The sequence below is a fragment of the Caballeronia terrestris genome (genome assembly GCF_001544515.1).
In the GTDB taxonomy this organism is placed as follows: Bacteria; Pseudomonadota; Gammaproteobacteria; order Burkholderiales; family Burkholderiaceae; genus Caballeronia; species Caballeronia terrestris.
In genome coordinates this window covers 37,887-61,481 of record NZ_FCOL02000023.1, presented here as the reverse complement: position 1 = coordinate 61,481, position 23,595 = coordinate 37,887, and the positions used below count along the sequence as shown (strand labels likewise).

Here is a 23,595-nt window from a genome sequence, read left to right as displayed (position 1 = left end):
GCTCCGGGGTCAGGATGCGATCGGCTTGCCCGATGCATCGAAGCGCGGCCAGTAGGTCTGGAGCTTGAGCGTCTTGAGTGCTTCGTCGAGGTACTTCGGCTCGAACCAGCCGTTCACGCTGACGGGCTGACGAATCAGGTTCAGGCGCAATGCATCATCGGCGACGGCTTGGTAACGTGCGACCAGGAACGGATCGATCAGCGGCGAGCTGCGGTCTTTCAACTGCTGGTTCGCATACTCCGACTGCCACGATTCCGCCGGCACGCCGCTCTTCGCCCATAGTTCGAAGAGCGCGGTGCGATTCGCTTCATCGGACGACCATTGCGACGCCTGCACGACCGACGTCACCACTTTCTGCACGGCATCCGGATGCGCGCGCTCGAAGTCCTCCAGCACGAGCAGATGCGCCTGGCGTGTCAACTGCAAACCGCCGTCGCGCGATGCATAGACGATCTTCGCGAGCCCTTGCCGCTGGAGCTTGAAGAGGTTGTAGTCGAGGAAGACGGCATCGATGCCCTTCGATGCCAGCGCCGCCTGCGATGCCGCCGAATCGAGATTGATCAAGCGCAGATCGCGTTCGGAGAGGCCGTTTTCCTTGAGGACGTTGTCGGCAACGAGCTGCAGATTCGTCCCCCGGAAGATGCCGACGCGCCTGCCCTTGAGGTCCTTCACGCTCTTGATGTCGGAATCGGGCGGCACCGCGAGATAAACACCCGCTCGCACGTTCGACGCCAGCAGCAGGCGCGTCTTCAGCCCGTTCGCGCGGCCGAGCACGGACGGGAGGTCGCCCTGATAGGCGAAGTCGATCTGCTTGTTCGCGAGCGCCTCGTTTACCGCGGGACCGGCGCCCTTGAAGAAGATCCATTCGACCTTCGTGCCGTCGGCCTTGAACGCATCCTCGACGCGATGCTGCAAGAGCGCAGTCGCGGCAGGCGATCCGCCGAAGACCGGCGGGTCGCCCGTGCCCTGTTGCGCCACGCCGATCTTCACGACATCGGGCGCAGCGGCGAACGCGGTCGCGCTCGCGAGAATGCCGAACGCGATCGTCAGCTTGTTGAGTAGGAGTCGCAGTTTCATCGTTTGAGCGGAAATATGGGCAAAAGGCTGTTACGTACGCGTCGAACGCGAGACAGTGCGGCTCGTACGGCCGTCGATGCTGACCGGCACGTCGCCGCTCACGGTCGCGCGGCGCACGACGCGATGCGCATCAGCATAGTCGGCGACGGCGTAGTGCTGAGTTGCACGGTTGTCCCAGATCGCGATGTCGCCCTGCGTCCAACGCCAGCGCACGGTGTTCTCGAGACGCGTGACGTGGTCCTGGAATAGTTCGATCAGACGGTCCGAATCGCGCTGCGACAAGCCGACGAAGCGCTGCACGAAATGCCCAAGCACGAGGCTGCGCTCGCCCGTTTCCGGATGCACGCGCACGACCGGATGCTCGGTCTCGTAGAGCGTCGAGGTGAATTCCTTGCGGTATTTCAGTTCCGCATCGGTCGCGGGCGTCGCGCGGGTCGCGGCGTAGTCGTAGGCGTTCGAATGCACGGCCCAGAGCGTATCGGCGAGATTGCGCAGCGGCTCCGGCAGGTTCTGGTAGGCGGCGACCGTATTGGCCCACACCGTGTCGCCGCCGGCCGGGGGAATCACGACGCCGCGCAGGATCGAAATTTTCGGATACGCATCGACGAACGTGACGTCGGTGTGCCACGAGTTCGCGCGCGTGCCGTGCTTCGAGTCGAGTTCGAGCAGACGGCTGCCGCTCGCCACCGATGCCACCGTCGGATGCGCGACGGTTTCGCCGAAGCGCGCGGCGAAGGCTTCCTGAGCGGCATCGTCGAGATGCGACTGGCCGCGGAAAAACAGCACCTTGTGCTCCAGCAGCGCGGCGTTGACAGCGCCGATAGTGGCGTCGTCGAGTTCGGCGCCGAGCGCCACGCCGCGCACTTCGGCACCGATGCGCCCGCCGACCGGACGAACCTGCAATTGCGTTTGCTCGGGCGATCGTTGTGCTGTGGACGGATGCGAAAGGGTAGCTGTTCCGGTCATGCGGATCTCCGTTTGGGTCGGTTTTGTGGGGAGTCGTTCGCGGAAGACTGCCCCGCGATCGATGCATTGAAGCATCCACTGCGACCCGATCCAACGAAGCGATTCGACTATGCTTTTCATGTGAAGGGTCGATGGCATATGAAGGTTCGAGGTCTCTTCCCCCAACTGAGATCATCGTGATATATTAAATATCAACGTTATAGCGGACTACATTCAGGGCCTAAATGTTCGATCCATCGCTCCTCGGTCGACTTTCGTTCACTCCCGCCGATCCGGTCAAAAACCCGCTGCCGCCGGGCCGCAACCGTCTCGGCATCGCCGATGATCGCGACGCTGTGCTCTACGTGCCGGCCGGACTCGACGCAAATCGCCCGGTGCCGCTCTTAGTGATGTTTCATGGCGCGGGCGGCTTCCCGGAAAAAGTGCTGCCGTTCATCGAGGAACACGCGGAGCGCGAGAAATTCCTGATCCTCGCGCCGCACTCGATGTATCCAACGTGGGATATCGTGGTAGGGGGCAGCGGTCCTGATCTGGAGCGGTTGCAGCGGGCGCTCGTGGAAGTGACGTCGCGTTACTCGGTAGCGCCCGATCATCTTGCGTTCGCCGGGTTCTCGGACGGCGCGAGCTATGCGCTTTCGATCGGCATCACCAACGGGGACATCGCGAGTCACGTGATCGCGCTATCGGGCGGCTTCATGTCGGTCTTCACGCAGGAGGGTGCGCCGAAAGTATTCATCGCGCACGGTTTGAGCGACGAGCAACTGCCTGTGGAGACGAGCGCGCGCGTGAACGTGCAGAAGCTGAAGGCGGCGGGCTACGACGTGCACTACATCGAGTTCAACGGGCCGCACGCGATCCAGCCGGCTATCGTGAGCATGGCAATCCAGTTCTTCCTCGACCGGCGGGAGTGCATGAATGGATTTTGAAATACCGGAATCGCTGGTGCATCCGCTGCTCGCGATGATCGAATCGGGCTCGCCGCTCGCGCGGCAATTGCATGAGCACGGCGCGTGTCATGGCAGGATGATGGTGTCGAGTGCGCTGTTCGATTCGAGGTCGCTCAACACGCTCTACTCGTTGAGCCGGGCGAACAACGAGAGCGCGCTGATGTTTCAGATGCTGGCGCTCGACAACATCCACAATGCGCCGCAAGCCCGGACGATTCCGTCGCTCGAACACGTGGTGCCGGGACTCATCGCGTATCTGGCGCGCGATGCGATCGACGGATGGCTGTATTGCCGCGCGAAGGACGCCACGCTGCTGCCGTGGCTCGTGCAACGCATGCGTTACGTCGAGCCGGATCAGGGCGCGCCCTACGTCGTCATCGACATGCTGGCGAACACGATGCAGGCGGCCAACTCGCCGCGCTCCGATCCGCACATGCGCCACTCGGGCATGACGACTTCGCTCGTGATCTACCGTCACGACATCGTCGATCGCACGATTCCGGAACTGCTCGCGGAGTTCGGGTTCTACAAGGAATGCGCGGAGTTCAAGCGCGAATACGAGCGGCAGGCGGAGCGCTTCGTGAGGTTTCAGCCGCGCTTCGGCGGGCAGTTCGTCGTATCGAAGGCCGCTTTCACGATCGACGCGAAGGGCGTGGCCGAACTGACGCGCGTTGTCGATGGCGTGAGCGCGAAGTGCGTCAACGACGAAGAAACGCTGGAGCGCCGCTTTCAGTTGACGGCCGACGCCGGCTTCTGGCGTGCGGCGAACATCGAGAGCGGCTTCGACGCGATCCCGCTGCATTGCTACCTGTGCCTGTTTCATCTGGAGTGGCATCGGCCTGTCTGGGCGCATGTGGCGCACGTCGCCGAGTATCGCTACCAGCCCGAACTGCGCGACAAGCTGGTGCTGCCGGGCCACCATCGCGACCTGATCGACATCCTTACCTCGAAGAGCGAAGTGCTCGTGCAGGACTTCGTCGCGGGCAAGTCGGGCGGCACGACGATCCTATGTCAGGGCGCGCCCGGTCTCGGCAAGACGCTGACCGCCGAGGTCTATTCGGAAGTGGTCGGCAAGCCGCTGTATCGCGTGCACTCGGGGCAGCTCGGGACGACGGCGGCATCGGTCGGCGCGACGCTGTCCGGTATTCTGCAGCGCGCGGTGCGCTGGGACGCGATCCTGCTGCTCGACGAAGCCGACGTCTACATTCGCCGCCGCGACAACGACCTTGAGCACAACGCGATCGTGGCGGAATTCCTTCGCACGCTGGAGTACTTCAACGGTCTGCTCTTCATGACGACCAACCGCATCGACGATGTCGACGATGCGATCCTGTCGCGCTGCATCGCGAAGATTCAGTACGAAATTCCACCTGCGGCCGATGCGATCCGTCTATGGAAACTGCTCGCCGAGCAACTCGGCGCGGATCTCGACGACGGTCTGATCGAAACACTGACGAATGCGTATCCAAACGCGAGTGGACGGGATATCAAGGAACTGCTGAAGCTGACGACGCGTTATTGCCGAGCCAAGCAAATCCCGCTTTCGGAGGATGCGTTCAGGATGTGCGCGAAGTTTCGCGGGCATGCTTGATAGCGGCTTTTTTTGAATCGATCAAAGTGTGTCACCGTTAAGTTTGCGATTACGTGACACTCTGTGCTTCCCTGTCCCGCGTGACTGGCTTCTCTCGCCGACCGCATCGACTGGCATGACACTTGCCTGTCAGCTTGGCCGCTGAAAGGGAGAAGCCCGATGTTGTCTGACGAAGCGTTGCAGGACTGGCGCAGCAACGCGCTGCAGCTCGAAGCGGCGGTTGCGCAGGCGGTCATCGGCCAGCCGCAGGTCACGCGCCTGATCACCGTAGCCCTCTTCGCGCGCGGACACGTGTTGCTCGAAGGCGATGTCGGCGTCGGGAAGACGACGCTGCTGCGCGCGTTCGCTCGGGCGATAGGCGGCGAGTTCGAGCGCGTCGAGGGCACCATCGACCTGATGCCCGGCGATCTCATCTATCACACCTATGTCGATGCCGAAGGCGCGCCGCGCATCGATCCCGGTCCGCTGCTGCGTCACGGCGAGCGGCTCACGACGTTCTTCTTCAACGAGATCAACCGCGCGCGGCCGCAAGTGCAATCGCTCCTGCTGCGCGCGATGGCGGAGCGTTCGGTGTCCGCTTTCAACCGCGAGCATCATTTTCCGCACATGACGGTGTTCGCGGATCGCAACAAGGTCGAGAAGGAAGAGACCTTCGAGCTGGCGTCCGCCGCGCGAGACCGCTTCATGTTTGAACTGAACATGACGACGCCGCCCGCGCCCGACATCCGCAGCCGGCTCGTCTTCGACCCGCATTTTCATGATGTCGATACCGTGCTTGAACAGGTGCCTGACGGCATGTTCGCGTGGCGCGAGTTGAATGCGGTGGCGGCGTCGATCCAACGCAGCGTGCGGGCGAGCGAAACGATCGAACGGTATGTGCTGCAACTCTGGGAAGCGACCGAACGGCCCTCGCAATACGGCATTGCGCTCGATGACGTCGACATGGATCGGCTCGTGTTGGCGGGTGCCAGTCCGCGCGGGATGAGCGCGCTGGTACGCGCCGCGCGCGTGGTCGCGTGGCTCGCGGGTCGCTCGCATCTGATCCCCGAGGACATTCACGCGGTGTTGCCGGCGGCGCTCGGTCATCGCGTGTTCTTTACGCCGATCTATGAATTGCGCCGCGCGGAACTCGCCGACGCGCTCGCGCAGGCGATCATGCTGCGCGTGGCCGCGCCCTGACGCGGCGGCTGCGCGATGAGCCCGGTTCACGAATTCCACTACCGGATGCCGTCGCAGGTGAACGGCTATCGTCCGGGATCGCACCACGGTTCGAGCATCGGCGGCGGACAGGCCTTCGCGACCCACGCGCGCCTTTTCGATCACCCCGACCCGCGTCGCCTCGATCTGCGCGCGAGCCTGCGGCATCCGGGGCGCGAGTGGCTTGTGCGGCTGCATCGACAGCGCTCGGCTGTCTCGGTCCATGCGCTCGTCGACGTATCGGCATCAATGATCTTCGGCTCGGAGCGCACCAAGCTCGACGTCGCCGGCGATTTCGTCGATTCGCTGGGGCGCAGCGCGTTTCGCGTGGGCGATCCCGTCGGCATGCTCGCGTTCGATACCGCGTTGCGCGATGAACTGATGATGCCGGCGCGTCGTCATCGGGGTGCGGGTGCGGCGATGCGCGCGTTGTTGCACGAGGGGCGCAGGCTGGTGGCGCACCGTGGCGGCAGCGGTGCGGCTGGCCTGCGGCGCGCAGCAGAACGACTGGGCGGGCGCGAGGGAATCGTGTTCGTCGTATCGGACTTTCACTGGCCGCTTGATACGTTGCGCGGATCGTTCGAGCTAATGGCTCCGGCTCTCATCGTGCCGCTCGTCGTGTGGGATCCCGTCGAATTGGAAGCGCCATCGCGCAACGCGCTCATGATGGTGCGCGACGCGGAGTCGCGCGAACGGCGCGCATTGTGGATGCGCCCTGCGCTGCGCATGCAATGGCGCGATGCCGTCCAGCACCAGCGCGCGCAGATCGATGGGCTGTGCCGCGCGCACGGCGTGCGTCCGCTGTATCTGAGCGGAGCGTTTGATCCGGAGGCGTTGTCGCGATACTTTCTGGAGATGGCTGGATGATCGCGCGATGGGTCATCGTGATCGCCCTGATGGCGCTTGTGCCTCACGCGTTCGCGCAGCAATCGGCCGTCGCGACGACCGAGCAGCCGCGCAGTTTCGGCTACGTGCTCGGCGATGTGATGACGCAGCGCATCCTGCTGCGCGCGAGCGGTCATCCGTTCGAACCTTCTGTGCTGCCGTCGCTGGAACGCACCGGTGCGTGGCTCACGCGACGCGCGGCGGCGGTCGAAACGGACGCCACCGGAAACCGATGGCTCGTGCTCCAATATCAGGTGATCAACGCGCCGCAGTCGCTCACCGCGATTGCGTTGCCTGCTCTGACGCTGGCTAATAGCGTGCCCGGCGGCGCGGCATTGACCGTTGCTGCATGGCCGGTCAGCGTTGCGCCGCTGACGCCTCGCAGCGCGTTCGCTCAAGGCGCGTTGCAATCGTTGCAGCCTGACCGTCAGCCCGCACTTCTGCCGATGGCGCCGCTGCAAAGGCGCTTGAGCGTTTCGCTGGCGGCTCTGGCGTTTGTCGCGTTCGCGTGGCTCGGATGGTGGCTGTGGCGCAATCATCGCGATGCGTGCCAAATGCCATTCGCGCGCGCGTGGCATGCGCTGAAGCGATTCGACCCGGCCCAGGTCGATCACGACTCCGACGCCTGGCGCCACGTTCACCGCGCACTGAACGATGCCGCCGGTCAAGCGCTCCATTCGGGCAAGCTCGATGCGCTGTTCGTCCGCGCGCCTTATCTCAAACCGATGCGCGTGCAGCTCGAACACTTTTACGCGCACTCCGGCGAGCGGTTTTTCGCGCTCGCGCCGGCGCAGGAGCCGTATCGGCTGCTTGACCTGTGCCGCGATTTGCGCCGCCTCGAAAGGCACCATCGACGATGACCGCCCAGTTCGGCTTCGCCTCGCCGTGGATGCTTGCGCTGCTTCCGCTCGCATTGTTGCCGCTCGCACCGCGCAGCAGGGACACGCTGCTGTTTTCGCACGTCGCATGGTTGCCGCGCGACCGGATGGGTCATGCCGCCAGCATCGCGCTGCGCGTGCTCGCGGTGGCCACGATGCTCTTGATCGTAATCGGACTCGCCGATCCACGCGAAACGGAAAAAGCGGTGACGCACGTCGCGCGCGGCGCCGAGATCATGGTGCTGATGGACCGGAGTTCGAGCATGGACGCGTTCGTTCCGCCGAAAAGCGTCTACGCGGCGGGCGCCATGGCGGGCGGCGAATCGAAGAACGCGTCGGCGCGCGAGGTGCTCACGCGCTTCATCGATAAACGCGGCAGCGACCGCGTCGGCTTCATGATGTTCGGCACGAGCCCACTGCTCGTATTGCCTCTCACGCGCGACAAGGAAGCGATCCGCAGCGCCGTGGCGAGCACCGGCATCGGGCGCGGGATGCCGGATACGCGGCTCGATCGCGGGCTGCTGGCTGCGATAGGCCAGTTCGAGCGGCGAGACTACAACGGCAATCGCGTGATCATCCTCGTCTCGGACGGCGGCGCGCATATCGATGCGCCGATGCGATCGCGCATCGCGGCCGGACTCGCGCGTGAACGCATCACCGTGTATTTCATCTACTTGCGCAGCAGCGCGAACAGCACCGATCTGAACGCGATCACGCCGGCCGACGAGTCGTCGGAAGAGGTCGAATTGCATCGCTATTTTCAGTCGCTGAAGACGCCGTACCGGCTTTACCAGACCGACGATTCGAGCGCGATGTCGGCGGCTATGGCCGAGATCGATGCGCAGCAGAATTTTCCTGTGTCGTATGTCGAGCGTGTGCCTGAAAGGAGTCGTAGTACGTCGTTTTTTGCCATGGCGTTGGCAGGTTGTGCGCTGCTGTTTGCGTTGCGGTTCGCGTTGTTGCGGAGTTGGTCATGAGGCGGCGCGTCGTTCATGCGGGGTTTGCGGCGGCTGCGCTCTGTTGCGCCGCCTGGGCTGGCTTCGAAGGCTGGAGTCTCGTCGATGCGCAACGGAACAATGCGGCCGTGTTGCGTGCTGGTACTGCGTCGGGTGCCGTCGATCAATCGTCGCGTGTGCGGCTTGCGCAAGCGATTGCGCTATCGAAGGCAGGTCAGCGCGATGCGGCGGCGAAACTCTACGACGGGCTCATCACTAGCGCACATCCTGACGAGATCGGGCGGGCCGCGCTGTTTGACCTCGCGAACATGTACCTGCGCGAAGCGATCGCCGTGGGCGCGGGCAATCCGATCGCGTCGGCGCCGCTCGTCGAGCTTGCGAAGAACCGTTATCGCGAGTTGCTTCGCGCGCAGCCCGACGACTGGGACGCACGCTATAACCTTGAACGCGCGCTGTGGCTGCAGCCAGAGAGTGCGCAGGCTTTCGACGATGGACGCGAGCCTTACGAGGTTCGCCGCATGATCAAAGTGCCGGATGTTGCGCTTGGGGATTTGCCGTGACCGTGACGGCGGCTTGTCGGCAAGGGGCGCTTTCTGTCGCGCTCGTATTGCTTGCTGCGTCCTTGTGGATGCCAAGCGTACGGTTGATGCGCGACCGCTTCGATTACGTCGTGACCTTCGACATCACGCAAAGCATGAACGTCGAGGACGTGCTGCTCGACGGCGTGCGCACGAGCCGCCTCGCCTATGCGCGCGAGTCGATGCGTCGAGCGCTGCGTCGGATGCCGTGTGGGTCGCGAGTCGGATGGAGCGTGTTCACTGGCACACGATCGCTGCTGTTGCTGGAACCGCTGGAAGTTTGCGAACATTACGACGCGCTCGCGACGTCGCTCGATGGCATCGATGGACGGATGCGCTGGGCGAACGCGAGCCGTATCGCGAACGGGGGACTGTTTTCCGCGATTCATCAGGCGAAGCAGATGGGGGACCACGTAGCGGTGGTTTTCATGACCGACGGACAGGAAGCGCCTCCTCGGCCGCTGTCCGATACGTCGATGCCGGGAATTACGCCGGGTGAGGTTCGCGGCTGGTTGATTGGCGTAGGCGGGGATCAGCCGGCGCCGATACCGAAAACCGATAGTGACGGCCGGCCCGCGGGGTTCTGGCTCGCAAGCGATGTCGTGCAGACGAGCGCGATGTCGTCCGCGCAACGCGGTGAGGTGAGTCATGAGGAACTGTCGGCGCTGCGAGGTGGGTATTTGAAGACGCTCGGTGGGCAGACGGCGCTGGAGTATCGGGCTTTGTCCACAGCGGAGGCGCTGGGGGATGCGTTGCTCGATTCGCGGTTTGCGGAGCGGGTTGGTTCGACGGTAGATGTCCGCTGGTGTGCTGCGTTGGGGGCTCTCGTCATGCTCGTCGTGGTGTTTTTGCCGGATTTTCGCCGGGCGCGTGCTGGGCCTGGTCGGTAACGGGCGCCTTCACTTTCTCTCGTCCCGCTGTTGGGTAGGCGCATACAGCAACTGAAAAAGCGTCGTCTACCACCAGACACTTGCGTTTCTCTACTCTTCCTTAACAGGTCTCATCGACCCGGTCGATATCGTTTATTTTCAAGCGCTTAGCCTTGGTTAGAGGGGATCGTCAATTGCGATTGGCATAGCTGGTGCACCTATGCCGGTGGGCGCAACGATGACCGTTACAAGCCGTAGTCAGCTTCTTTCGGATTCCGAAGGTCGGTTGTTCGTTGAGCCTTTCTTTATTCATCAAGGCCGATATTCAACATGCTCACCGGAGTCTCCATGAAGACGATATCTATCGCCGCTGTTTTAGTCGCAAGCTCCATGTCGCTAGCGATGCCCGCGATGGCGGGCGGTTACGGCAACGATCACTTCGATCGCGTCAATGCCGATGCGCCAGCTTCGCAACCTGTTCAAGCCGCTCACAGCGCCCATCCGAATGCCGCGGGCGCAAACCACGGCGATGTCGGAGGCGATGAGCCGGTCAGGACGGAATCTGGCCGGCGCGCTCCCGGTGACAGCATCGACGCAATGTATCGAGGCGGTTGATCGGCTTAAGCGACGTCATCAGCGGCAGACGCGCGCATACGCGCAGTCTGCCGTCCCCGGCGAACCTGATGTTGCGGCCTGAGCGCGTGCGTAAGCAACTGCGACGGCCCCCATATCTCGACGCTCACGTTCGTGACATAGCGGCGAGACTCAGCTTCCAGCGCCGCCAGTTCTTCGATGCCCTTCGCGGCTTCCCAGTCGACAAGAGTGCGCCACACGCTCGTCGCTTTAACATGGGGCGACCCAAGCAGATTTCGGTCCGCACGAATTTCGACGAGACCGGTCGCGCGCAGCAACGCAGCGGCCGCTTTCCTCGTCAACTCACCGTATGCCTGCTGGTCAGCGCCAGGCAGGAGATCGTATTTATGCACGACTTCTATCGTCATGATTGCACCCATTGAGATGTGAGCTAAACGAAGGCAGTCTTACTTCGCGACAGCCTGAAAAACAGCGCCCAAATCCTGATCCTCCGCAACAGGCGTTATCTCCAGTTTCATCAAATCGCTCCACATATAGGCGAACTCGGTCAACTTCCTTACATCGTCCGTTTCGAGCAAATCGAAACCGCCGCTGAGATCAGCTTTGGTCCATCGTCCAAGCAGCGTGACCCCATCCGGCGGAATCCCGCCCGTTTCCTGAAACCGCTGGACAGCTTCATCGCGAATGCGGGCATCGGTTGCCCATGTGAATGTCAGCATGAACTTCATGATCGACTCCTTTACAGTGTGGCTGGGTTGCCCCTCATATACGGCCTGAGTCGATCAACGGATGCGCCACACGGATCGTCATCCCCGATGCGCCCTATACTCATCCCTTGGACAGCGCGAAAAGCGAAAGAACCGTCATCAACGCGCCGTCAAAAAACACTCAAGCAAAAGGGGCGTGGTCATGAGCACGTTGCGCGTTGCCTCGGACAGCTTTGCGGAGCTCGACGACCTCAAGGCCGTTCTCGCCGCCGGCCGCCGGTTCGAAAGCCGCACCGTAGGCGAAGTGCGAACCGGCTCGCACGCTTTCCCGATCCTCACCGCGACCATCGGCTCGACCGACGGAGCAGCGCCCGCAATCGGCTTTTTCGGCGGCGTTCACGGCCTTGAACGCATCGGCACGCAACTCATCCTCGACTACATGCGCGCGCTGCTGCGCCGCCTCGAATGGGACGACCTCCTGAGCGAGCAACTGCGTTCGATCCGACTCGTCTTCATGCCGATAGTGAATCCGGGTGGCATGTGGGCGCGAACGCGCTCGAACCCGAACGGCGTCGACCTGATGCGCAACGCGCCGCAAAGCGCCGAAGGACGCGTACCGTTTCTCGCGGGCGGCCAGCGCATTGGACCGTGGCTGCCGTGGTATCGCGGGAGCGGCGTCGGATCGATGGAAGTGGAGAGTGCGGCGCTCCTCTCGGTCGTCGAGGATGAACTGATGTCGCGGCCGCTCAGCTTCGCACTCGATTGTCATTCGGGTTTCGGCTGGGACGACAGCATCTGGTTCCCCTACGCCCGCACCGATCGACAGATGCCGCATCTCGCCGAGATGTTCCTGCTGAAGACGATGTTCGAACAATCGTGTCCGCATCACGGCTACGCGTTCGAGCCGCAAAGCCATCAATACCTGCTGCACGGTGATCTCTGGGACTGCGCGTACGATCGATCGCGCGCGCCCAACATCTTCCTGCCGATGACGCTCGAACTTGGCTCGTGGCGCTGGATCAGGAAGAATCCGATGCAGCTATTTTCGCGACTCGGCATCTATAACCCGATCAAGGCGCATCGCACGCGGCGTGTGCTGCGCCGGCATCCGAACTTCTTCGACTTCCTGACGCGCGCGGCGTTTTCGTCGCATCGATGGTTGCCGCGCGGTGAATTCCGGCAGCAGGTGACGCAGCGGGCCATCGAGCATTGGTGGCCCAAAACCACGCCATGAGCGAATGGATACTGCTGCGCGGCCTCACGCGCGAGGCGCGTCATTGGGGGGCGTTTCCCGAGCGCTTTCGCACGGACCTGAACGATGCGAGCGGCGTCACGCTGATCGACCTGCCCGGCATCGGAGCGGAGCGCGCGTTGCCCGATGTAGCGAGCATGGCGACGTTCGTGCGTGGTCGTGCGAACGCGATGGGACTCGCAAAGCCTTATCGGCTGCTGGCAATGTCGCTCGGGGCGATGGCCGCGACGGAGTGGGCAACGCGGCATCCCGAAGAGATCGACCGGCTCGTGCTCATCAATACGAGCATGCGGCCGTTCGCGCGGAGCGTCGAGCGGTTGCGTCCTGCGGCGTTGCCCGCGTTCGCGCGAATCGCGGCGGCGTGGAATCGTCCGCAACAATGCGAGGCGATCATTCATCGGCTGACGTGCAATCGTCGCGATACCGCCGCCGCAGATATCGCCGAATGGACCGCGATTCGTGCGAGTTCGCCCGTGAGCGCGGCAAGCGCGTTACGTCAGTTGTGGGCAGCCGCGCGGTTTCGCGCGCCGAATACACCGTCGCGATGTCCGACGCTGCTGCTGTCATCGGCGGCGGACGGGCTTGTCGATCCCGTGTGCTCGGCGCGGATCGCAACGCGATGGGGCACGGCACACGCAGAGCATCCGTGGGCCGGACACGATCTTCCGCACGACGATCCTGCGTGGACTTGCCGGCAGATCGGAGAATGGCTGCGTTCTGTCGATATGTCGAATACGTAGCGCGCGCAAAGTGGCAAAATCAGCGGCACAGCGGCAATCGTCCGGGAGACCGATCATGGGCAACGCGACGCACGGCGAACATCACGCTCACGCAGACATTCCCGGACAGATCGTCCTCGTCCTGCAGGGCGGCGGCGCGCTCGGCGCTTACCAGGCCGGCGTCTATCAGGCGCTGCACGACGGCCACGTCGACCCCGAGTGGGTGATCGGCACGTCGATCGGCGCGATCAACGGCGCGATCATCGCCGGCAATCCGCCGGAGAACCGCATCGAACGGTTGACGCAGTTCTGGAACGGCGTGGCGCGACGCGGCTTCGATGCCGCGAGCTGGTTGCCGGGACTCGCGAACTGGTCGCGCGATCTGGCGACGGTCACGCAAGGCGTGCCGTCTTTCTTCACGCCGCGGCTCGCGTCCTGGGCGGGCATTCAGACGCCCGTGGGGCCGGAGCGGGCTGCGTTTTATTCGACGGGGCCGCTGCGCGAGACCTTGTCGACGCTCGTCGATTTCGAATACCTCAATCGCAAGACGACCCGTCTCACGGTCGGCACGGTCCACGTTCGCAGCGGACGCATGCGCTATTTCACCAATCGCGATGCACCGATGGACGTCGATCACGTGATGGCTTCGGCGGCTTTCCCGCCGGGTTTTCCATCGGTGCGGCTGGAAGGCGAATCGTATTGGGACGGCGGTATCTACTCGAACACGCCGCTAGAAGCCGTGCTCGACGACCGGCCACGCAACAGCTCCGTGATCTTTGCGGTGCAACTGTGGCCGTCGAGCGGTCCGGAGCCGGAATCGATCATGCAGGTCATGAGCCGGCAGCGCGACATCCAGTATTCGAGCCGCGCGGAAAGTCATCTCGATCGACAGAAGCAGATTCATCGGCTGCGGCATGTGATTCGCGAACTCAGCCGGTACATCCCTGAAGAAGAGCGCAATGCGCCAGAGGTTCAGGAGCTTCTTGGGTACGGCTGCGGCACGACGATGCAGGTACTGGAACTCGACGCCCCGGCATTCAACAACGACGACCTGAACCGCGATATAGATTTTTCGTCGAGTGGGATTCAACGTCGATGGCATGCGGGTTATGAGGACACGACGCGCTTGCTGGCTATGGCGCCTTGGCGAGAGAAGCTGGATCCTATGGATGGCATCACGGTGTTTCGAATGGCCTCGAAGGAAGGGCAGGGATAGCGACAACGTCAACGCTACACGGAGGCAATAATGCTATCTCGTTCCAGAACATCGAAGGCGACTGGTGGCCTGCTGACGGTCGCTTTGGTCATCCTGCCGCAAGCTTCTTACGCTGCCGACTGGGCCATGCTGGCGAAGTCCAATGAATCGCTCGTCTATTTCGATCTTTCGACATATCGACGCACCGGAACGGTCCGGACCGGCTGGACCCGCGAAACGTTCTTTCGCCCGGTGACCATTCCAGGCACGCGAAAGCGCGGCGATATGCGCGACGTCCGGTTTGTCATCGACTGCTCGACGGGAAGCAAGTCGGATGGCGAAACCAACTTCTATCTGCAAGGCGTTTGGCTCGACCATGGCTGGGGAACGCCGGACGTGTTCAACGTTCCGCCGAATGGCAGTGTCGATCAATTGCTCGTGGCGAAGCTTTGTCGATAGGGGGTGCCGGGATTCTTGGCCTAGTCGTTTTCTTGTTTCTTGGCTCTGCCGTGCAGGACATCTCAAGCTTATCGTGTGCTCATGCCATACGGAGAGTGCGCATGAACACATCGATCACGCTTGAAGAACTCGATACACCGGACGACTGGACGCGCGCGTTCGACGTCATGAAGCAACTGCGGCCGCATCTCACCGACGCCGCCGCGTTCACTTCACAAGTGCGGCGGCAGCGCGAAGAGGGTTATCGTCTGCTCGCCGCCTGCGATGGCGACGTTATCCTCGGTCTCGCAGGCTATCGAACGCAGACCAACCTGATATACGGGCGCTTCGTCTATGTCGACGATCTGGTCGTCGACGCAAATCTGCAAAGATCGGGCATCGGTGGGCAATTGCTCGAAGCCGTCCGCCAGATCGCGCGCGATGTGCATTGCGCTCACTTCGTGCTCGATACGGGCCTGCACATGGCGCTCGCGCAACGCTTCTACTATCGCAACGGCTTGCTCGCGAGAGGCATGCACTTCGTCGAACCGCTCAATAAAGCGACAGAAGCCGCGCGATGAAAATCCTCCTTCTCAACACAAGCCCGCACGGCGACATGAGTCACGGATACCGCCTCGCCACCGAGATGATCGACACATTGCGCAAACGCTCGCATGCCGAAGTCGTCGTGCGCGACCTCGCCGCGCACGCGCTCCCGCCCATCACGCGCGACTACGCGCGCGCCGTCACGTCGCGCGCACCGGACACCCGCACGTTCGACCTCTCCGAACAACTGATCCGCGAGATCGAAGCGACGGACGTGCTCATCGTCAATACGCCGATGCACAACTTCACCGTGCCTGCCGCGCTCAAGCTGTGGATCGACTACGTGCTGCGCATGCATCGCACGTTTGCATCGACCGCTGAAGGCAAGGTCGGTTTGATGCGCGATCGTCCGGCGTTCGTGATCGTCGGATCGGGCGGATTTCATAGTGGCGAGCGCGCCCGTCAGCCGGATTTCCTCACGCCGTATGTACGCTTCGCACTAGGCTCCATCGGCATACGCGACGTGCATTTCCTGCTGCTTGAGGGACTCGTGATGGGCGACGAGACGATCGAACAGGCGCTGACGGTCGCACGCGAAAGCATCGCACGTCATGCGCTTTTCGCGCTGGACGCGGCGCTCAACCCTTGAATGCGCGTAGAAGCAGTCGTGCGAGCCGCGTGGCTTCAGCGGAATCGGCGACGTTGGCAAATCCGAGTACAAGCCCGCGCAAAGAGCGCTTCGTGCGTCCGCCCAAGTACCATTCCGATAGCGCCAGCACAGCGAGTCCTGCCTCGCGTGCGCGGTCGGCCACGGCGAAGTCGTCGACGGGGGCATTGAAGAGCATGACCAGATGCATTCCGCCCGAGGGCAGATCGACGCGGATGCTGTTGCCCAACACACGCATGAGCGCTTGCGCCAGCAGCGTGCGTCGCTCCGCGTAGAGCGTTCTCATGCGCTTGAGATGCCGCGAGAAATGGCCCTGCGCGATGAAATCAGCCACCGCCGCCTGCAACAGGTGCGGTGGTCCCGCGTTCATGCCTTTCGTGATCTGCTCGAAGCGCGCGATGGCGCGACCGGGCGCGACGATGTACGAGAGTCGCAGTCCCGGGAACATCACCTTGCTGAACGTGCCGCAATAGATCACGCGATCGTCGCGATCGAGGCTCTTCAACGCAGGCAGCGGACGTCCCGCGTAACGGAACTCGCTGTCGTAGTCGTCTTCAACGATCCAGCTTCCCGCGCGCTTCGCCCAGTCGAGCAGCATGATGCGTCGCGGCAACGACAACGTGACACCGAGCGGGCTTTGATGCGCCGGCGTCACGAAAGCAAAACGCGCGTTCGGTTCGAGCGTCTCGCCTTGAGCGACATCGAGTCCTTCCTGATCGATCAGCACGGGCACGAGCCGCAACCCGGCTTCGACCAGAAAGTTGCGCGCGAGCAGATAACCGGGTTCTTCGTACCAGGCGCTGTCGTCCGGCTTCGCGAGGCTGCGCAGCACGAGTTCGAGCGCCGCACGATAGCCGTTGGTCACGAACACCTGCTCCGGCTCGCAATCGACGCCGCGCGACAAGCCGAGATAAGTCGCGATGCGCTCGCGCAGCGGCCGATAACCCGCGGGATCGGGATACGTCAACGACGTGGCATCGCCGCTGCGGGCGCGATACGCGACGAGCCGGCTCCATACCTTGCGTGGAAAGGCATCGAGTGCGGGAAGACCAGGGCGTAAAAGCGTAGCATCGTTGTCGGGGACCGCGTTGCGCGATGACTGCGAATCGCGTGGCGCCGACAGCGCGCGATCTCGCTTTTTGCGCGCCGCCGCAAGCGTCACGGACGGCGGCAACGACGGCGAGACGTACGTGCCCGCCGCACCGCGCATCTGCAGATAACCTTCGTCGACGAGGATGTTGTAGGCCATCTCGACCGTACCGCGCGCCGTATTTAACTGCATCGCCAGTCCGCGCAGGGCCGGTACGCGATCGCCCGGGTGCAAGTGACCCGCAGCGATTGCCGCTTTGAAGCGCTCGCTTATTTGCAGGTAAATCGGCACCGCCTCGTTACGGTCGATCTCGATGCTCAACTGACGTTCGTGTGCGGGCATGGTTGTTTAATGGCCTAGTGCAATCGACGATTCTTGTCCCTTCTTGCTGCACCAAGATTCGCACACAATGCAGTCAACAGCAACACTCAACTTGCACACCACGAGGTGAATCATGAAGATCGTTGTTATCGGTGGGTCGGGCCTGATCGGCGCGAAGACTGTCGCCGTGCTGCGCGCGAAGGGTCATGAAGCAGTGGCTGCATCGCCGCGCAGCGGAGTGAATGCGGTGACGGGCGAAGGGCTGGAGCAGGCGCTCGAAGGGGCACAGGTGGTCATCGATGTGTCGAACGCGCCTTCGTGGGCGCCCGACGACGTCATGGCGTTCTTTCGCGACTCGACGCTCAATCTCACGAAGGGCGAGGCGCATGCGGGCATCCGGCATCATGTGGCGCTGTCGGTGGTCGGCACGGATCGTATGCCGGACAACGGCTACTTTGGCGCGAAGGTCGAACAGGAGAAACTGATCGCGGCGTCAGGCGTGCCGTATTCGATCGTCCGTGCGACGCAGTTCATGGAGTTTCTCGGAGGCATCGCCGATGCGGGCATGATCGACGGCAAGCCCCATCTCTCGACGCATCAGTTTCAGCCGATCGCAGCGGATGACGTCGCGGCGATCGTGGCGGATGTCGCGCTCGGTGCGCCGCTCAATCGCGTGACCGATATCGCCGGTCCGGAGCGCGCTCCGATGAACGAAATCATCGGACGATATTTGAAGGCGACGGGCGATGCGCGTGAGATCGTCGCGGACAAGGATGCGAGCTACTTCGGCGGCACGATCGACGAGCTTTCGCTGGTGCCTCTCGGCGAGGCGCGTCTGGGGCAAGTGGCGCTCGAAGATTGGCTGCAACGCGCGAAGACGTGACGCAAGGATTAACATGGAACTTCGCGCAAAGACGAAGAGACCCCGCCGATGATAGACGCCTCCTGCCATTGCGGCGCCGTCCGCTTTGCCATCGACGCCGCACCGACGGAGGTGAATGACTGCGGCTGCTCCATCTGTCGCCGCTACGGGACGCTCTGGGCCTACTATGAACCGTCCGAAGTACGGTTCGCGGCCGGGAGCGGCCCCACCGACGTCTATATGTGGAGCGAGCGTCGGCTAGAGTTTCATCGCTGCCGCACGTGTGGCTGTGTCACTCACTGGCGCGCTCGTGACCCGAACTGGACGCGCATGGGTGTCAATGCGCGGATGATGCCGCCGGAGGTCGCGGCCTCTGCCGCGATGCTGCGAAACGGACTGCCGATTCGCTAAAAGCGGCCCAGGCACATGGTGACGATGCCCTCCATCCGCTATTCGCTCGCGTTCTTCGTCAACGTGTTGCTGCCGGCTGCTGCATACAGGATCGCATCCACACGTTTTGGACCCGCTGGCGCACTCATCGCATCGGCGTTGCCGTTGATCGCATGGATGTGCATCGACTTCAAGCGCTTTCGACACTTCGACGCGCTCAGTGCGGTCGTGCTCGCCGGAGTCGGCATGTCGCTGCTCGTGCTGGCGTCGAGTCCGGCGCGATGGCTGACCATGGCGCGTGAGCCGCTGGTGAGCGGTGTCATAGGCGTTCTCTTTCTGTCATCGCTTCTGCTCGAGCGGCCGCTGATCTATTATCTCGCGCGTTCGACGCTGTCACGCGAACAGCGAGGCCGCGAACTTGAATTCGATGCCACGTGGCGTACGCAACCAGCGCTCGTGCGGTCGATCCGGTTCATGACTGCCGTGTGGGGTGTCGGGCTTGTCGCCGAAAACCTCGCGCGGCTTTGGCTCACTTACAGCCTGAACGATCACGATGCACAACAAGCGTCCACCTGGGTCAGATATGCGTTCTATGGCGGGCTGACGCTCTGGACCATTTTCTACCGACGAAACTACATCAAGAGGCGGGTGGATACATCGACGAGCGCAAGTTCATCGAAGTAGCGCCATGGGAAGATGCCGCGCGCATGTTGATCGCTGAAGACGAGTTGCACGCCATAGCCCATCGGCTCGGCATGCGTGACGAAAACACCCTCGACGACAGGAACCGTGGCGCCTTCGATGCGAAGGCGCCTGCATTGCGCGCAAGGACACTCGCGCCGTAGCGTCGCATAGGAAAAGCGTTGCGGCGCCTTATCGGCCCACACCAGACTCAAGGTGCCCGCGCGATGATCCAGTTCGATCCGGTCAGGCGACATCATGCGTTCTCGCTTTCGATCTGCTGAAGCGCGATGCGTACGGCTTTGCGCACATCGGGATCGCGGTCATCGAGTGCTTCGCGTAGCGGGGCGACGACTGAGCGATCGCCCAGTTCGCCTAGCGCGAGCGCCGCTTCCTTCCTCAGATTGCTGATCGAGTGCGTGAGCAGCGTGGCAAGTGGCGCGCTCGCCTTCGCGTCGCCGATCCTGCCGAGCGCACGCGCGGCGCGCAATCTGACCTGCCAGTAGGCATCGCCGAGCGAGGCGATCAGTTCGTCGCGTGCATTCAGTGCGCGCAGCTTGCCGAGCGTGGTCGCAGCTTCTTCGCGCACCTGCCAGGCGTCGTCGTGCAAGGCGCCGAGCAGCGCGCTCACCGGCCCGGAAGCATCCGCCGAAGCGAATCCCAGCGCCCCTGCAGCGGCCCGCCTTACGTCCGGGTCCGCATCGGCACTCGCAAGCGATGCCAGCGAATCGAGCGCCCCCGGCTCTTTCAGCCAGCCGAGCACGCCGACGGCTTCGCGCCGAACGGCCGCACTCGTGTGGACGAGCGCCTGCGTCGCTACATCAAATGCGCCGGTGTAGCGCAGCTCACGCAACGCGCGCAAGACGGACGCCTTGACGAACGCATCCGCGTGTCCAGCCCAGCGCGTGAGCACCGAGCCGGAAGCGGCGTCCTTCAGTTCCGAAAGACTTTGCGCGGCGGTGTCGCGCACGTCTGTGTCGGCGTCGAGCAAGGCGTTGCAGAGCGCTTCCACGACCTCCGTTCGTTCCCATGACGCGAGCACTTGCGCAGCCTCGCGACGCACGTCTGCGGCAGCATCCTGCTTCAACGCGTCGATGATCGGTTGCAGCGAGCCTTCGTCTTCGAGATCGGCGAGATCGAGGAGCGCGATGCGGCGCACGGCCGGATCGGAGTCCGCGAGACGCGGGAGCAGGGCTGCGGCTTCGGGAGCGAGCGTGTCCGGGTCGTAGAGAAGGCGAAGGGTATCGGTCATGGATGGCTTTGATAAGGGCAAGGGCTTGTCAGCGGAGCAGATAGGGAATCTCTACCTTCACGGCGCCTGTTGGGCAATCCTGTTCGCACGGCATGCAGTACCAGCATTCGTCGAACTGCATGTACGCCTTGCCCTTGCTCATGTCGATGGCGAGCAGGTCCATCGGGCACACGTCGACGCACACGGTGCAACCCTTGTCGGCGATGCACTTGTCCTCGTCGACGGTGACGGGCGCGTTGCTACGATGAAAGATCTCATGTGGAGTGAATGACATGTCGGTTCCTCGTCACGCGGGTTCGGTCATGAGTGGACGCTCGCCGATGCGCAGCTTCTGATAGGCATTGTCGTCGCGTGGATCGGCGGCGACTACGTGGGGTTCGACCGCGCGCTTCTCGCTCGTCATGCGGCCGTGCTCGTCGCGTCGAAGATGCGTGTGGCAGAACCACTCGGCGTCGTCGCGACGCGGAAAATCGACGCGATGGTGATACAGACCCCAACGGCTCTCAGTGCGAAAAAGCGAGGCACGTGCTGCCATTTCAGCGCAATCGCGGATCGCGCTGACCTCGGCCGCACGCATCAGCTCGTGCGGATTCGCGGCCTTGATCTCGCTGATGTCTTCGGCGATTTCCTCGAAGCGTTGCAAGCCGATCTCCATCTTGCGCGTGACCTTCGGCGGCTGCAGATAGTCGTTCACCATGCGGCGCAGCTTGTATTCGACTTGCGCGGCGGCCAACCCTGTTTCGCGCTCTAGCGGTGCGAAAACGCGGCGGCGTTCGGCATCGACCTGCTCTTCGTCGACGTGCGCAAGTTCGCGGCCCGCTACGTAGTCGGCCGCGTTGTGTCCGGCGAACCATCCGTATGTGAATGCGCCCAGCATGTAGTTGTGCGGGACGGCCGCCATGTCGCCGGCGGCGTAAAGACCGGGGACGGTCGTCTCCGCGCGCTCGTTCACGTACACGCCCGATGCGCTGTGCCCGCTGCAAAAACCAATCTCCGAGATGTGCATCTCCACCATCTGCTGGCGATAGTCAGTGCCGCGTCCGGCGTGGAATCGTCCGCGGCTCGGGCGTTCGTTCGTGTGCAGGATTTCCTCGATGGTCTGGATCGTTTCTTCCGCCAGGTGATCGAGCTTGAGAAACACGGGGCCGTTGCCGCTTTGCAGTTCCTGGTAGAACTCCCACATCATCTGGCCGCTCCAGTAGTCGCATTCGATGAAGCGCTCGCCCTTGCCGTTCGCCGTAAAGCCGCCTAGCGGCCCGGTGACGTAGGCGCATGCAGGGCCGTTGTAATCCTTGATGAGCGGATTGATCTGGAAACATTCGAGATTCGCGAGCGCGGCGCCTGCGTGGTAGGCCATCGCATAGCCGTCGCCAGCGTTGGTCGGATTCTCGTAGGTGCCCATCAGGTAGCCCGATGCGGGCAGTCCGAGGCGGCCCGCGGCACCGCAGCTCAGGATGACGGCTTTGGCACGGACGACGTAAAAGTCAGCGGTACGGCAGTCGAAGCCGAGCACGCCGCACACACGTCCTGCCGAATCCTTGAGTAGGCGCGTGGCAACCACGCGATTCGTGATCGACACACGCGCACGCTTGAGTTGCCTGTACAGCACTTTCTTGATGCTGTGGCCTTCGGGCATCGGCAGCACGTATGAGCCCATGTGATGCACTTTCTTGACCGCGTAGTCGCCCGTGCTGTCCTTCTCGAACTTCACGCCCCAGCGATCGAGTTCCTCGATCGTCGTAAAGCTGTGCTTTGCGTAGGCATACACGGCCGCTTGATCGACGATGCCGTCGTTGGCGGCCGTGATCTCGCGCACGTATTGCTCCGGTGTCGCATGGCCGGGGATCACCGCGTTGTTGAGCCCGTCCATACCCATGGAGATCGCGCCGCTGCGCTTCACGTTGGCCTTCTCCAAGAGCAAAATCCTGAGCGACGGATCGCGCTCCTTGGCTTTCACCGCTGCCATCGGGCCTGCGGTGCCACCGCCCACCACGACGATGTCGTATTCGAGAACATGCGTTTTCATTGCTTATTCCTCGCGTTTCTGCGTGCTGTTTCCCGGTCGATGCGCAAGCGATATTGAAACGCATCGCCTCGAAAATAGAGGTATTCAAAATCTATTGGCTTGCCGTCTGCGTCGTGCGTAAGCCGCTCGATACGCAAGATGGGGCTGCCTTCGTCGACGCGCAGCGCCTTCGCGATATCTTCGTCGGCGAGGATTGCGTCGATCGAAACGTCCGCGTGGCCGAGCGGCACGGCGCAGTCGTTTTCGAGGATCAGGAAGATGTCGCGTGTTTCGAGATCCGCGCTCGCGACGCGCTTGCCGAGCGCTTCGGGCAGCCACGTTACTTCGAGCGATACGGGCTCGCGATTAAGCAGCCGCACACGATGGATCTCGGCGACGCGCGAACCTTCCGGCACGTCGAGCCGTACTGCGACTTGCCGGTCCGCCTTGACGAAGCGCACGCTCTGAAGCTGATTGACGATCTCGTAGCCCATCGACGACATCGCTTCCGCAAACCCTTGCAGCGACGTGACGTTCTGAAAGGCTTTGGGCTTGGAAACGAACGTGCCTTTGCCGTGCAGCTTGAAGAGCAGGCCTTCTTTCTGAAGATCGCCGAGCGCTTGCCTGACGGTGATGCGGCTCACGTCGAACATCGCGCACAGCTCGTATTCGGACGGCATCTGACTGTGCGGCGCGTACGTGCCGTCGAGGATGCGCGCGCGCAGCGCGTCCTTGATTTGCGCGTAGAGCGGCAAAGGCGATAAGGCTAGAAGGGTGGCGCCTGGCTTGGACATGAATTCCACTTGTCATAACAAGATGGGATAAGTGTAGTCAGGGAGGCGCGTGAGCCAAACCAAGTTTTTATGCTATCGATTTTCGATGGAGACGAATGACGGGGAGTCGCGTCGCTGGATTGAAGGAAACGGTGCTGC

28 protein-coding genes are annotated in these 23,595 nt (G+C 62.7%); 18 read left to right on the top strand and 10 right to left on the bottom strand.

Annotated elements, in window-relative coordinates:
* Positions 1–9: 9 nt before the first annotated feature.
* Both AWB67_RS19770 and AWB67_RS19765 read right to left on the bottom strand, forming a co-directional pair.
* Positions 10–1,077 (bottom strand): ABC transporter substrate-binding protein, encoded by a 1,068-nt coding sequence (locus AWB67_RS19770; RefSeq protein ID WP_087657921.1) that lies wholly within the window; start codon positions 1,075–1,077, stop codon positions 10–12.
* Positions 1,078–1,107: 30 nt separating this feature from the next.
* On the bottom strand, positions 1,108–2,043 hold the full coding sequence (locus AWB67_RS19765; RefSeq protein ID WP_087657945.1) for a TauD/TfdA dioxygenase family protein: 936 nt from the start codon (positions 2,041–2,043) through the stop codon (positions 1,108–1,110).
* A 224-nt stretch (positions 2,044–2,267) separates the two neighbouring features.
* Between AWB67_RS19765 and AWB67_RS19760 the strand changes: the two genes are divergently transcribed.
* The 9 genes from AWB67_RS19760 to AWB67_RS19720 all read left to right on the top strand — a co-directional run bounded on the left by AWB67_RS19760 (position 2,268) and on the right by AWB67_RS19720 (position 10,559).
* Entirely contained in the window at positions 2,268–2,969 is a 702-nt protein-coding gene (locus tag AWB67_RS19760; protein WP_087657920.1) for an alpha/beta hydrolase, read from the top strand.
* Positions 2,959–4,581: an ATP-binding protein gene (locus tag AWB67_RS19755; protein ID WP_087657919.1), complete on the top strand. Its 1,623-nt coding sequence runs from the start codon at positions 2,959–2,961 to the stop codon at positions 4,579–4,581. The genes AWB67_RS19760 and AWB67_RS19755 overlap by 11 nt, the downstream gene beginning before the upstream one ends.
* Positions 4,582–4,740: 159 nt before the next feature.
* On the top strand, positions 4,741–5,760 hold the full coding sequence (locus AWB67_RS19750) for an AAA family ATPase (RefSeq protein ID WP_087657918.1): 1,020 nt from the start codon (positions 4,741–4,743) through the stop codon (positions 5,758–5,760).
* 15 nt (positions 5,761–5,775) lie between these two features.
* On the top strand, positions 5,776–6,645 hold the full coding sequence (locus AWB67_RS19745) for a DUF58 domain-containing protein (protein WP_087657917.1): 870 nt from the start codon (positions 5,776–5,778) through the stop codon (positions 6,643–6,645).
* Positions 6,642–7,523 carry a hypothetical protein gene (locus AWB67_RS19740; protein WP_087657916.1) on the top strand — a complete coding sequence of 294 codons (882 nt, stop codon included), beginning with the start codon at positions 6,642–6,644 and terminating at the stop codon, positions 7,521–7,523. Before AWB67_RS19745 ends, AWB67_RS19740 begins: the two co-directional genes overlap by 4 nt.
* Positions 7,520–8,518 (top strand): vWA domain-containing protein, encoded by a 999-nt coding sequence (locus AWB67_RS19735; RefSeq protein ID WP_087657915.1) that lies wholly within the window; start codon positions 7,520–7,522, stop codon positions 8,516–8,518. The genes AWB67_RS19740 and AWB67_RS19735 overlap by 4 nt, the downstream gene beginning before the upstream one ends.
* Positions 8,515–9,057 (top strand): hypothetical protein, encoded by a 543-nt coding sequence (locus tag AWB67_RS19730; RefSeq protein WP_087657914.1) that lies wholly within the window; start codon positions 8,515–8,517, stop codon positions 9,055–9,057. Before AWB67_RS19735 ends, AWB67_RS19730 begins: the two co-directional genes overlap by 4 nt.
* An 86-nt stretch (positions 9,058–9,143) precedes the next feature.
* On the top strand, positions 9,144–9,965 hold the full coding sequence (locus AWB67_RS19725; protein ID WP_235025224.1) for a vWA domain-containing protein: 822 nt from the start codon (positions 9,144–9,146) through the stop codon (positions 9,963–9,965).
* Between the two features lie 309 nt (positions 9,966–10,274).
* On the top strand, positions 10,275–10,559 hold the full coding sequence (locus tag AWB67_RS19720) for a hypothetical protein (protein ID WP_235025223.1): 285 nt from the start codon (positions 10,275–10,277) through the stop codon (positions 10,557–10,559).
* Between the two features lie 5 nt (positions 10,560–10,564).
* On the opposite strand, the gene AWB67_RS19715 is transcribed toward AWB67_RS19720, so the two are convergent.
* Both AWB67_RS19715 and AWB67_RS19710 read right to left on the bottom strand, forming a co-directional pair.
* Complete coding sequence (locus AWB67_RS19715; RefSeq protein ID WP_200822260.1) at positions 10,565–10,945, bottom strand: hypothetical protein; 381 nt, start codon at positions 10,943–10,945, stop codon at positions 10,565–10,567.
* A 39-nt stretch (positions 10,946–10,984) separates the two neighbouring features.
* The gene (locus AWB67_RS19710) at positions 10,985–11,266 is read right to left on the bottom strand and encodes a DUF3303 domain-containing protein (protein WP_087657911.1); all 282 of its coding nucleotides are present in this window, start codon (positions 11,264–11,266) and stop codon (positions 10,985–10,987) included.
* Positions 11,267–11,447: 181 nt separating this feature from the next.
* Between AWB67_RS19710 and AWB67_RS19705 the strand changes: the two genes are divergently transcribed.
* From AWB67_RS19705 to AWB67_RS19680, 6 genes are all read left to right on the top strand, one after another.
* Positions 11,448–12,479 (top strand): M14 family zinc carboxypeptidase, encoded by a 1,032-nt coding sequence (locus AWB67_RS19705; protein WP_087657944.1) that lies wholly within the window; start codon positions 11,448–11,450, stop codon positions 12,477–12,479.
* Positions 12,476–13,237 carry an alpha/beta fold hydrolase gene (locus tag AWB67_RS19700; RefSeq protein ID WP_087657910.1) on the top strand — a complete coding sequence of 254 codons (762 nt, stop codon included), beginning with the start codon at positions 12,476–12,478 and terminating at the stop codon, positions 13,235–13,237. Before AWB67_RS19705 ends, AWB67_RS19700 begins: the two co-directional genes overlap by 4 nt.
* A 55-nt stretch (positions 13,238–13,292) precedes the next feature.
* Entirely contained in the window at positions 13,293–14,432 is a 1,140-nt protein-coding gene (locus AWB67_RS19695; protein WP_087657909.1) for a patatin-like phospholipase family protein, read from the top strand.
* 30 nt (positions 14,433–14,462) lie between these two features.
* Positions 14,463–14,870 carry a hypothetical protein gene (locus AWB67_RS19690; protein ID WP_143328411.1) on the top strand — a complete coding sequence of 136 codons (408 nt, stop codon included), beginning with the start codon at positions 14,463–14,465 and terminating at the stop codon, positions 14,868–14,870.
* A 101-nt stretch (positions 14,871–14,971) separates the two neighbouring features.
* Positions 14,972–15,430 carry a GNAT family N-acetyltransferase gene (locus AWB67_RS19685; RefSeq protein ID WP_087657907.1) on the top strand — a complete coding sequence of 153 codons (459 nt, stop codon included), beginning with the start codon at positions 14,972–14,974 and terminating at the stop codon, positions 15,428–15,430.
* Complete coding sequence (locus AWB67_RS19680; RefSeq protein ID WP_087657906.1) at positions 15,427–16,044, top strand: FMN-dependent NADH-azoreductase; 618 nt, start codon at positions 15,427–15,429, stop codon at positions 16,042–16,044. Before AWB67_RS19685 ends, AWB67_RS19680 begins: the two co-directional genes overlap by 4 nt.
* Here AWB67_RS19680 and pdxR read toward each other — a convergent pair.
* Positions 16,034–17,494 (bottom strand): MocR-like pyridoxine biosynthesis transcription factor PdxR, encoded by a 1,461-nt coding sequence (gene pdxR / locus AWB67_RS19675; protein ID WP_087657905.1) that lies wholly within the window; start codon positions 17,492–17,494, stop codon positions 16,034–16,036. The two genes, AWB67_RS19680 and pdxR, sit on opposite strands and share 11 nt — an antisense overlap.
* 112 nt (positions 17,495–17,606) lie before the next feature.
* Between pdxR and AWB67_RS19670 the strand changes: the two genes are divergently transcribed.
* From AWB67_RS19670 to AWB67_RS19660, 3 genes are read left to right on the top strand one after another with little or no spacing between them, the layout of a single operon-like run.
* Positions 17,607–18,356, top strand: a complete 750-nt coding sequence (locus tag AWB67_RS19670) for an SDR family oxidoreductase (RefSeq protein WP_087657904.1) — start codon at positions 17,607–17,609, stop codon at positions 18,354–18,356.
* A 48-nt stretch (positions 18,357–18,404) separates the two neighbouring features.
* Positions 18,405–18,746 carry a GFA family protein gene (locus AWB67_RS43765; RefSeq protein ID WP_445344243.1) on the top strand — a complete coding sequence of 114 codons (342 nt, stop codon included), beginning with the start codon at positions 18,405–18,407 and terminating at the stop codon, positions 18,744–18,746.
* A 15-nt stretch (positions 18,747–18,761) separates the two neighbouring features.
* Positions 18,762–19,409, top strand: coding sequence for a VC0807 family protein (locus tag AWB67_RS19660; RefSeq protein WP_235025222.1), 648 nt, complete (start codon positions 18,762–18,764; stop codon positions 19,407–19,409).
* Here the strand turns inward: AWB67_RS19660 and AWB67_RS19655 are convergent.
* Genes AWB67_RS19655 through AWB67_RS19635 form a run of 5 tightly spaced genes read right to left on the bottom strand, consistent with a single transcriptional unit; the run spans position 19,358 to position 23,457 of the window.
* Entirely contained in the window at positions 19,358–19,666 is a 309-nt protein-coding gene (locus AWB67_RS19655; protein ID WP_087657903.1) for a gamma-butyrobetaine hydroxylase-like domain-containing protein, read from the bottom strand. The two genes, AWB67_RS19660 and AWB67_RS19655, sit on opposite strands and share 52 nt — an antisense overlap.
* Positions 19,663–20,658, bottom strand: a complete 996-nt coding sequence (locus tag AWB67_RS19650; protein ID WP_087657902.1) for a HEAT repeat domain-containing protein — start codon at positions 20,656–20,658, stop codon at positions 19,663–19,665. Before AWB67_RS19650 ends, AWB67_RS19655 begins: the two co-directional genes overlap by 4 nt.
* A gap of 28 nt (positions 20,659–20,686) precedes the next feature.
* Positions 20,687–20,932, bottom strand: a complete 246-nt coding sequence (locus tag AWB67_RS19645; protein ID WP_087657901.1) for a 4Fe-4S dicluster domain-containing protein — start codon at positions 20,930–20,932, stop codon at positions 20,687–20,689.
* Between the two features lie 12 nt (positions 20,933–20,944).
* Positions 20,945–22,684, bottom strand: a complete 1,740-nt coding sequence (locus AWB67_RS19640; RefSeq protein ID WP_087657900.1) for a fumarate reductase/succinate dehydrogenase flavoprotein subunit — start codon at positions 22,682–22,684, stop codon at positions 20,945–20,947.
* On the bottom strand, positions 22,681–23,457 hold the full coding sequence (locus tag AWB67_RS19635; RefSeq protein WP_087657899.1) for a GntR family transcriptional regulator: 777 nt from the start codon (positions 23,455–23,457) through the stop codon (positions 22,681–22,683). Before AWB67_RS19635 ends, AWB67_RS19640 begins: the two co-directional genes overlap by 4 nt.
* Positions 23,458–23,595 lie beyond the last annotated feature (138 nt).

What these genes read in the sequence shown, in the direction of transcription:
- AWB67_RS19770 (WP_087657921.1), bottom strand. Translation starts at nt 1,077, where the DNA reads ATGAAACTGCGACTCCTACTCAACAAGCTGACGATCGCGTTCGGCATT.
- AWB67_RS19765 (WP_087657945.1), bottom strand. Translation starts at nt 2,043, where the DNA reads ATGACCGGAACAGCTACCCTTTCGCATCCGTCCACAGCACAACGATCG.
- AWB67_RS19760 (WP_087657920.1), top strand. Translation starts at nt 2,268, where the DNA reads ATGTTCGATCCATCGCTCCTCGGTCGACTTTCGTTCACTCCCGCCGAT.
- AWB67_RS19755 (WP_087657919.1), top strand. Translation starts at nt 2,959, where the DNA reads ATGGATTTTGAAATACCGGAATCGCTGGTGCATCCGCTGCTCGCGATG.
- AWB67_RS19750 (WP_087657918.1), top strand. Translation starts at nt 4,741, where the DNA reads ATGTTGTCTGACGAAGCGTTGCAGGACTGGCGCAGCAACGCGCTGCAG.
- AWB67_RS19745 (WP_087657917.1), top strand. Translation starts at nt 5,776, where the DNA reads ATGAGCCCGGTTCACGAATTCCACTACCGGATGCCGTCGCAGGTGAAC.
- AWB67_RS19740 (WP_087657916.1), top strand. Translation starts at nt 6,642, where the DNA reads ATGATCGCGCGATGGGTCATCGTGATCGCCCTGATGGCGCTTGTGCCT.
- AWB67_RS19735 (WP_087657915.1), top strand. Translation starts at nt 7,520, where the DNA reads ATGACCGCCCAGTTCGGCTTCGCCTCGCCGTGGATGCTTGCGCTGCTT.
- AWB67_RS19730 (WP_087657914.1), top strand. Translation starts at nt 8,515, where the DNA reads ATGAGGCGGCGCGTCGTTCATGCGGGGTTTGCGGCGGCTGCGCTCTGT.
- AWB67_RS19725 (WP_235025224.1), top strand. Translation starts at nt 9,144, where the DNA reads ATGCGCGACCGCTTCGATTACGTCGTGACCTTCGACATCACGCAAAGC.
- AWB67_RS19720 (WP_235025223.1), top strand. Translation starts at nt 10,275, where the DNA reads ATGCTCACCGGAGTCTCCATGAAGACGATATCTATCGCCGCTGTTTTA.
- AWB67_RS19715 (WP_200822260.1), bottom strand. Translation starts at nt 10,945, where the DNA reads ATGACGATAGAAGTCGTGCATAAATACGATCTCCTGCCTGGCGCTGAC.
- AWB67_RS19710 (WP_087657911.1), bottom strand. Translation starts at nt 11,266, where the DNA reads ATGAAGTTCATGCTGACATTCACATGGGCAACCGATGCCCGCATTCGC.
- AWB67_RS19705 (WP_087657944.1), top strand. Translation starts at nt 11,448, where the DNA reads ATGAGCACGTTGCGCGTTGCCTCGGACAGCTTTGCGGAGCTCGACGAC.
- AWB67_RS19700 (WP_087657910.1), top strand. Translation starts at nt 12,476, where the DNA reads ATGAGCGAATGGATACTGCTGCGCGGCCTCACGCGCGAGGCGCGTCAT.
- AWB67_RS19695 (WP_087657909.1), top strand. Translation starts at nt 13,293, where the DNA reads ATGGGCAACGCGACGCACGGCGAACATCACGCTCACGCAGACATTCCC.
- AWB67_RS19690 (WP_143328411.1), top strand. Translation starts at nt 14,463, where the DNA reads ATGCTATCTCGTTCCAGAACATCGAAGGCGACTGGTGGCCTGCTGACG.
- AWB67_RS19685 (WP_087657907.1), top strand. Translation starts at nt 14,972, where the DNA reads ATGAACACATCGATCACGCTTGAAGAACTCGATACACCGGACGACTGG.
- AWB67_RS19680 (WP_087657906.1), top strand. Translation starts at nt 15,427, where the DNA reads ATGAAAATCCTCCTTCTCAACACAAGCCCGCACGGCGACATGAGTCAC.
- pdxR (WP_087657905.1), bottom strand. Translation starts at nt 17,494, where the DNA reads ATGCCCGCACACGAACGTCAGTTGAGCATCGAGATCGACCGTAACGAG.
- AWB67_RS19670 (WP_087657904.1), top strand. Translation starts at nt 17,607, where the DNA reads ATGAAGATCGTTGTTATCGGTGGGTCGGGCCTGATCGGCGCGAAGACT.
- AWB67_RS43765 (WP_445344243.1), top strand. Translation starts at nt 18,405, where the DNA reads ATGATAGACGCCTCCTGCCATTGCGGCGCCGTCCGCTTTGCCATCGAC.
- AWB67_RS19660 (WP_235025222.1), top strand. Translation starts at nt 18,762, where the DNA reads ATGGTGACGATGCCCTCCATCCGCTATTCGCTCGCGTTCTTCGTCAAC.
- AWB67_RS19655 (WP_087657903.1), bottom strand. Translation starts at nt 19,666, where the DNA reads ATGATGTCGCCTGACCGGATCGAACTGGATCATCGCGCGGGCACCTTG.
- AWB67_RS19650 (WP_087657902.1), bottom strand. Translation starts at nt 20,658, where the DNA reads ATGACCGATACCCTTCGCCTTCTCTACGACCCGGACACGCTCGCTCCC.
- AWB67_RS19645 (WP_087657901.1), bottom strand. Translation starts at nt 20,932, where the DNA reads ATGTCATTCACTCCACATGAGATCTTTCATCGTAGCAACGCGCCCGTC.
- AWB67_RS19640 (WP_087657900.1), bottom strand. Translation starts at nt 22,684, where the DNA reads ATGAAAACGCATGTTCTCGAATACGACATCGTCGTGGTGGGCGGTGGC.
- AWB67_RS19635 (WP_087657899.1), bottom strand. Translation starts at nt 23,457, where the DNA reads ATGTCCAAGCCAGGCGCCACCCTTCTAGCCTTATCGCCTTTGCCGCTC.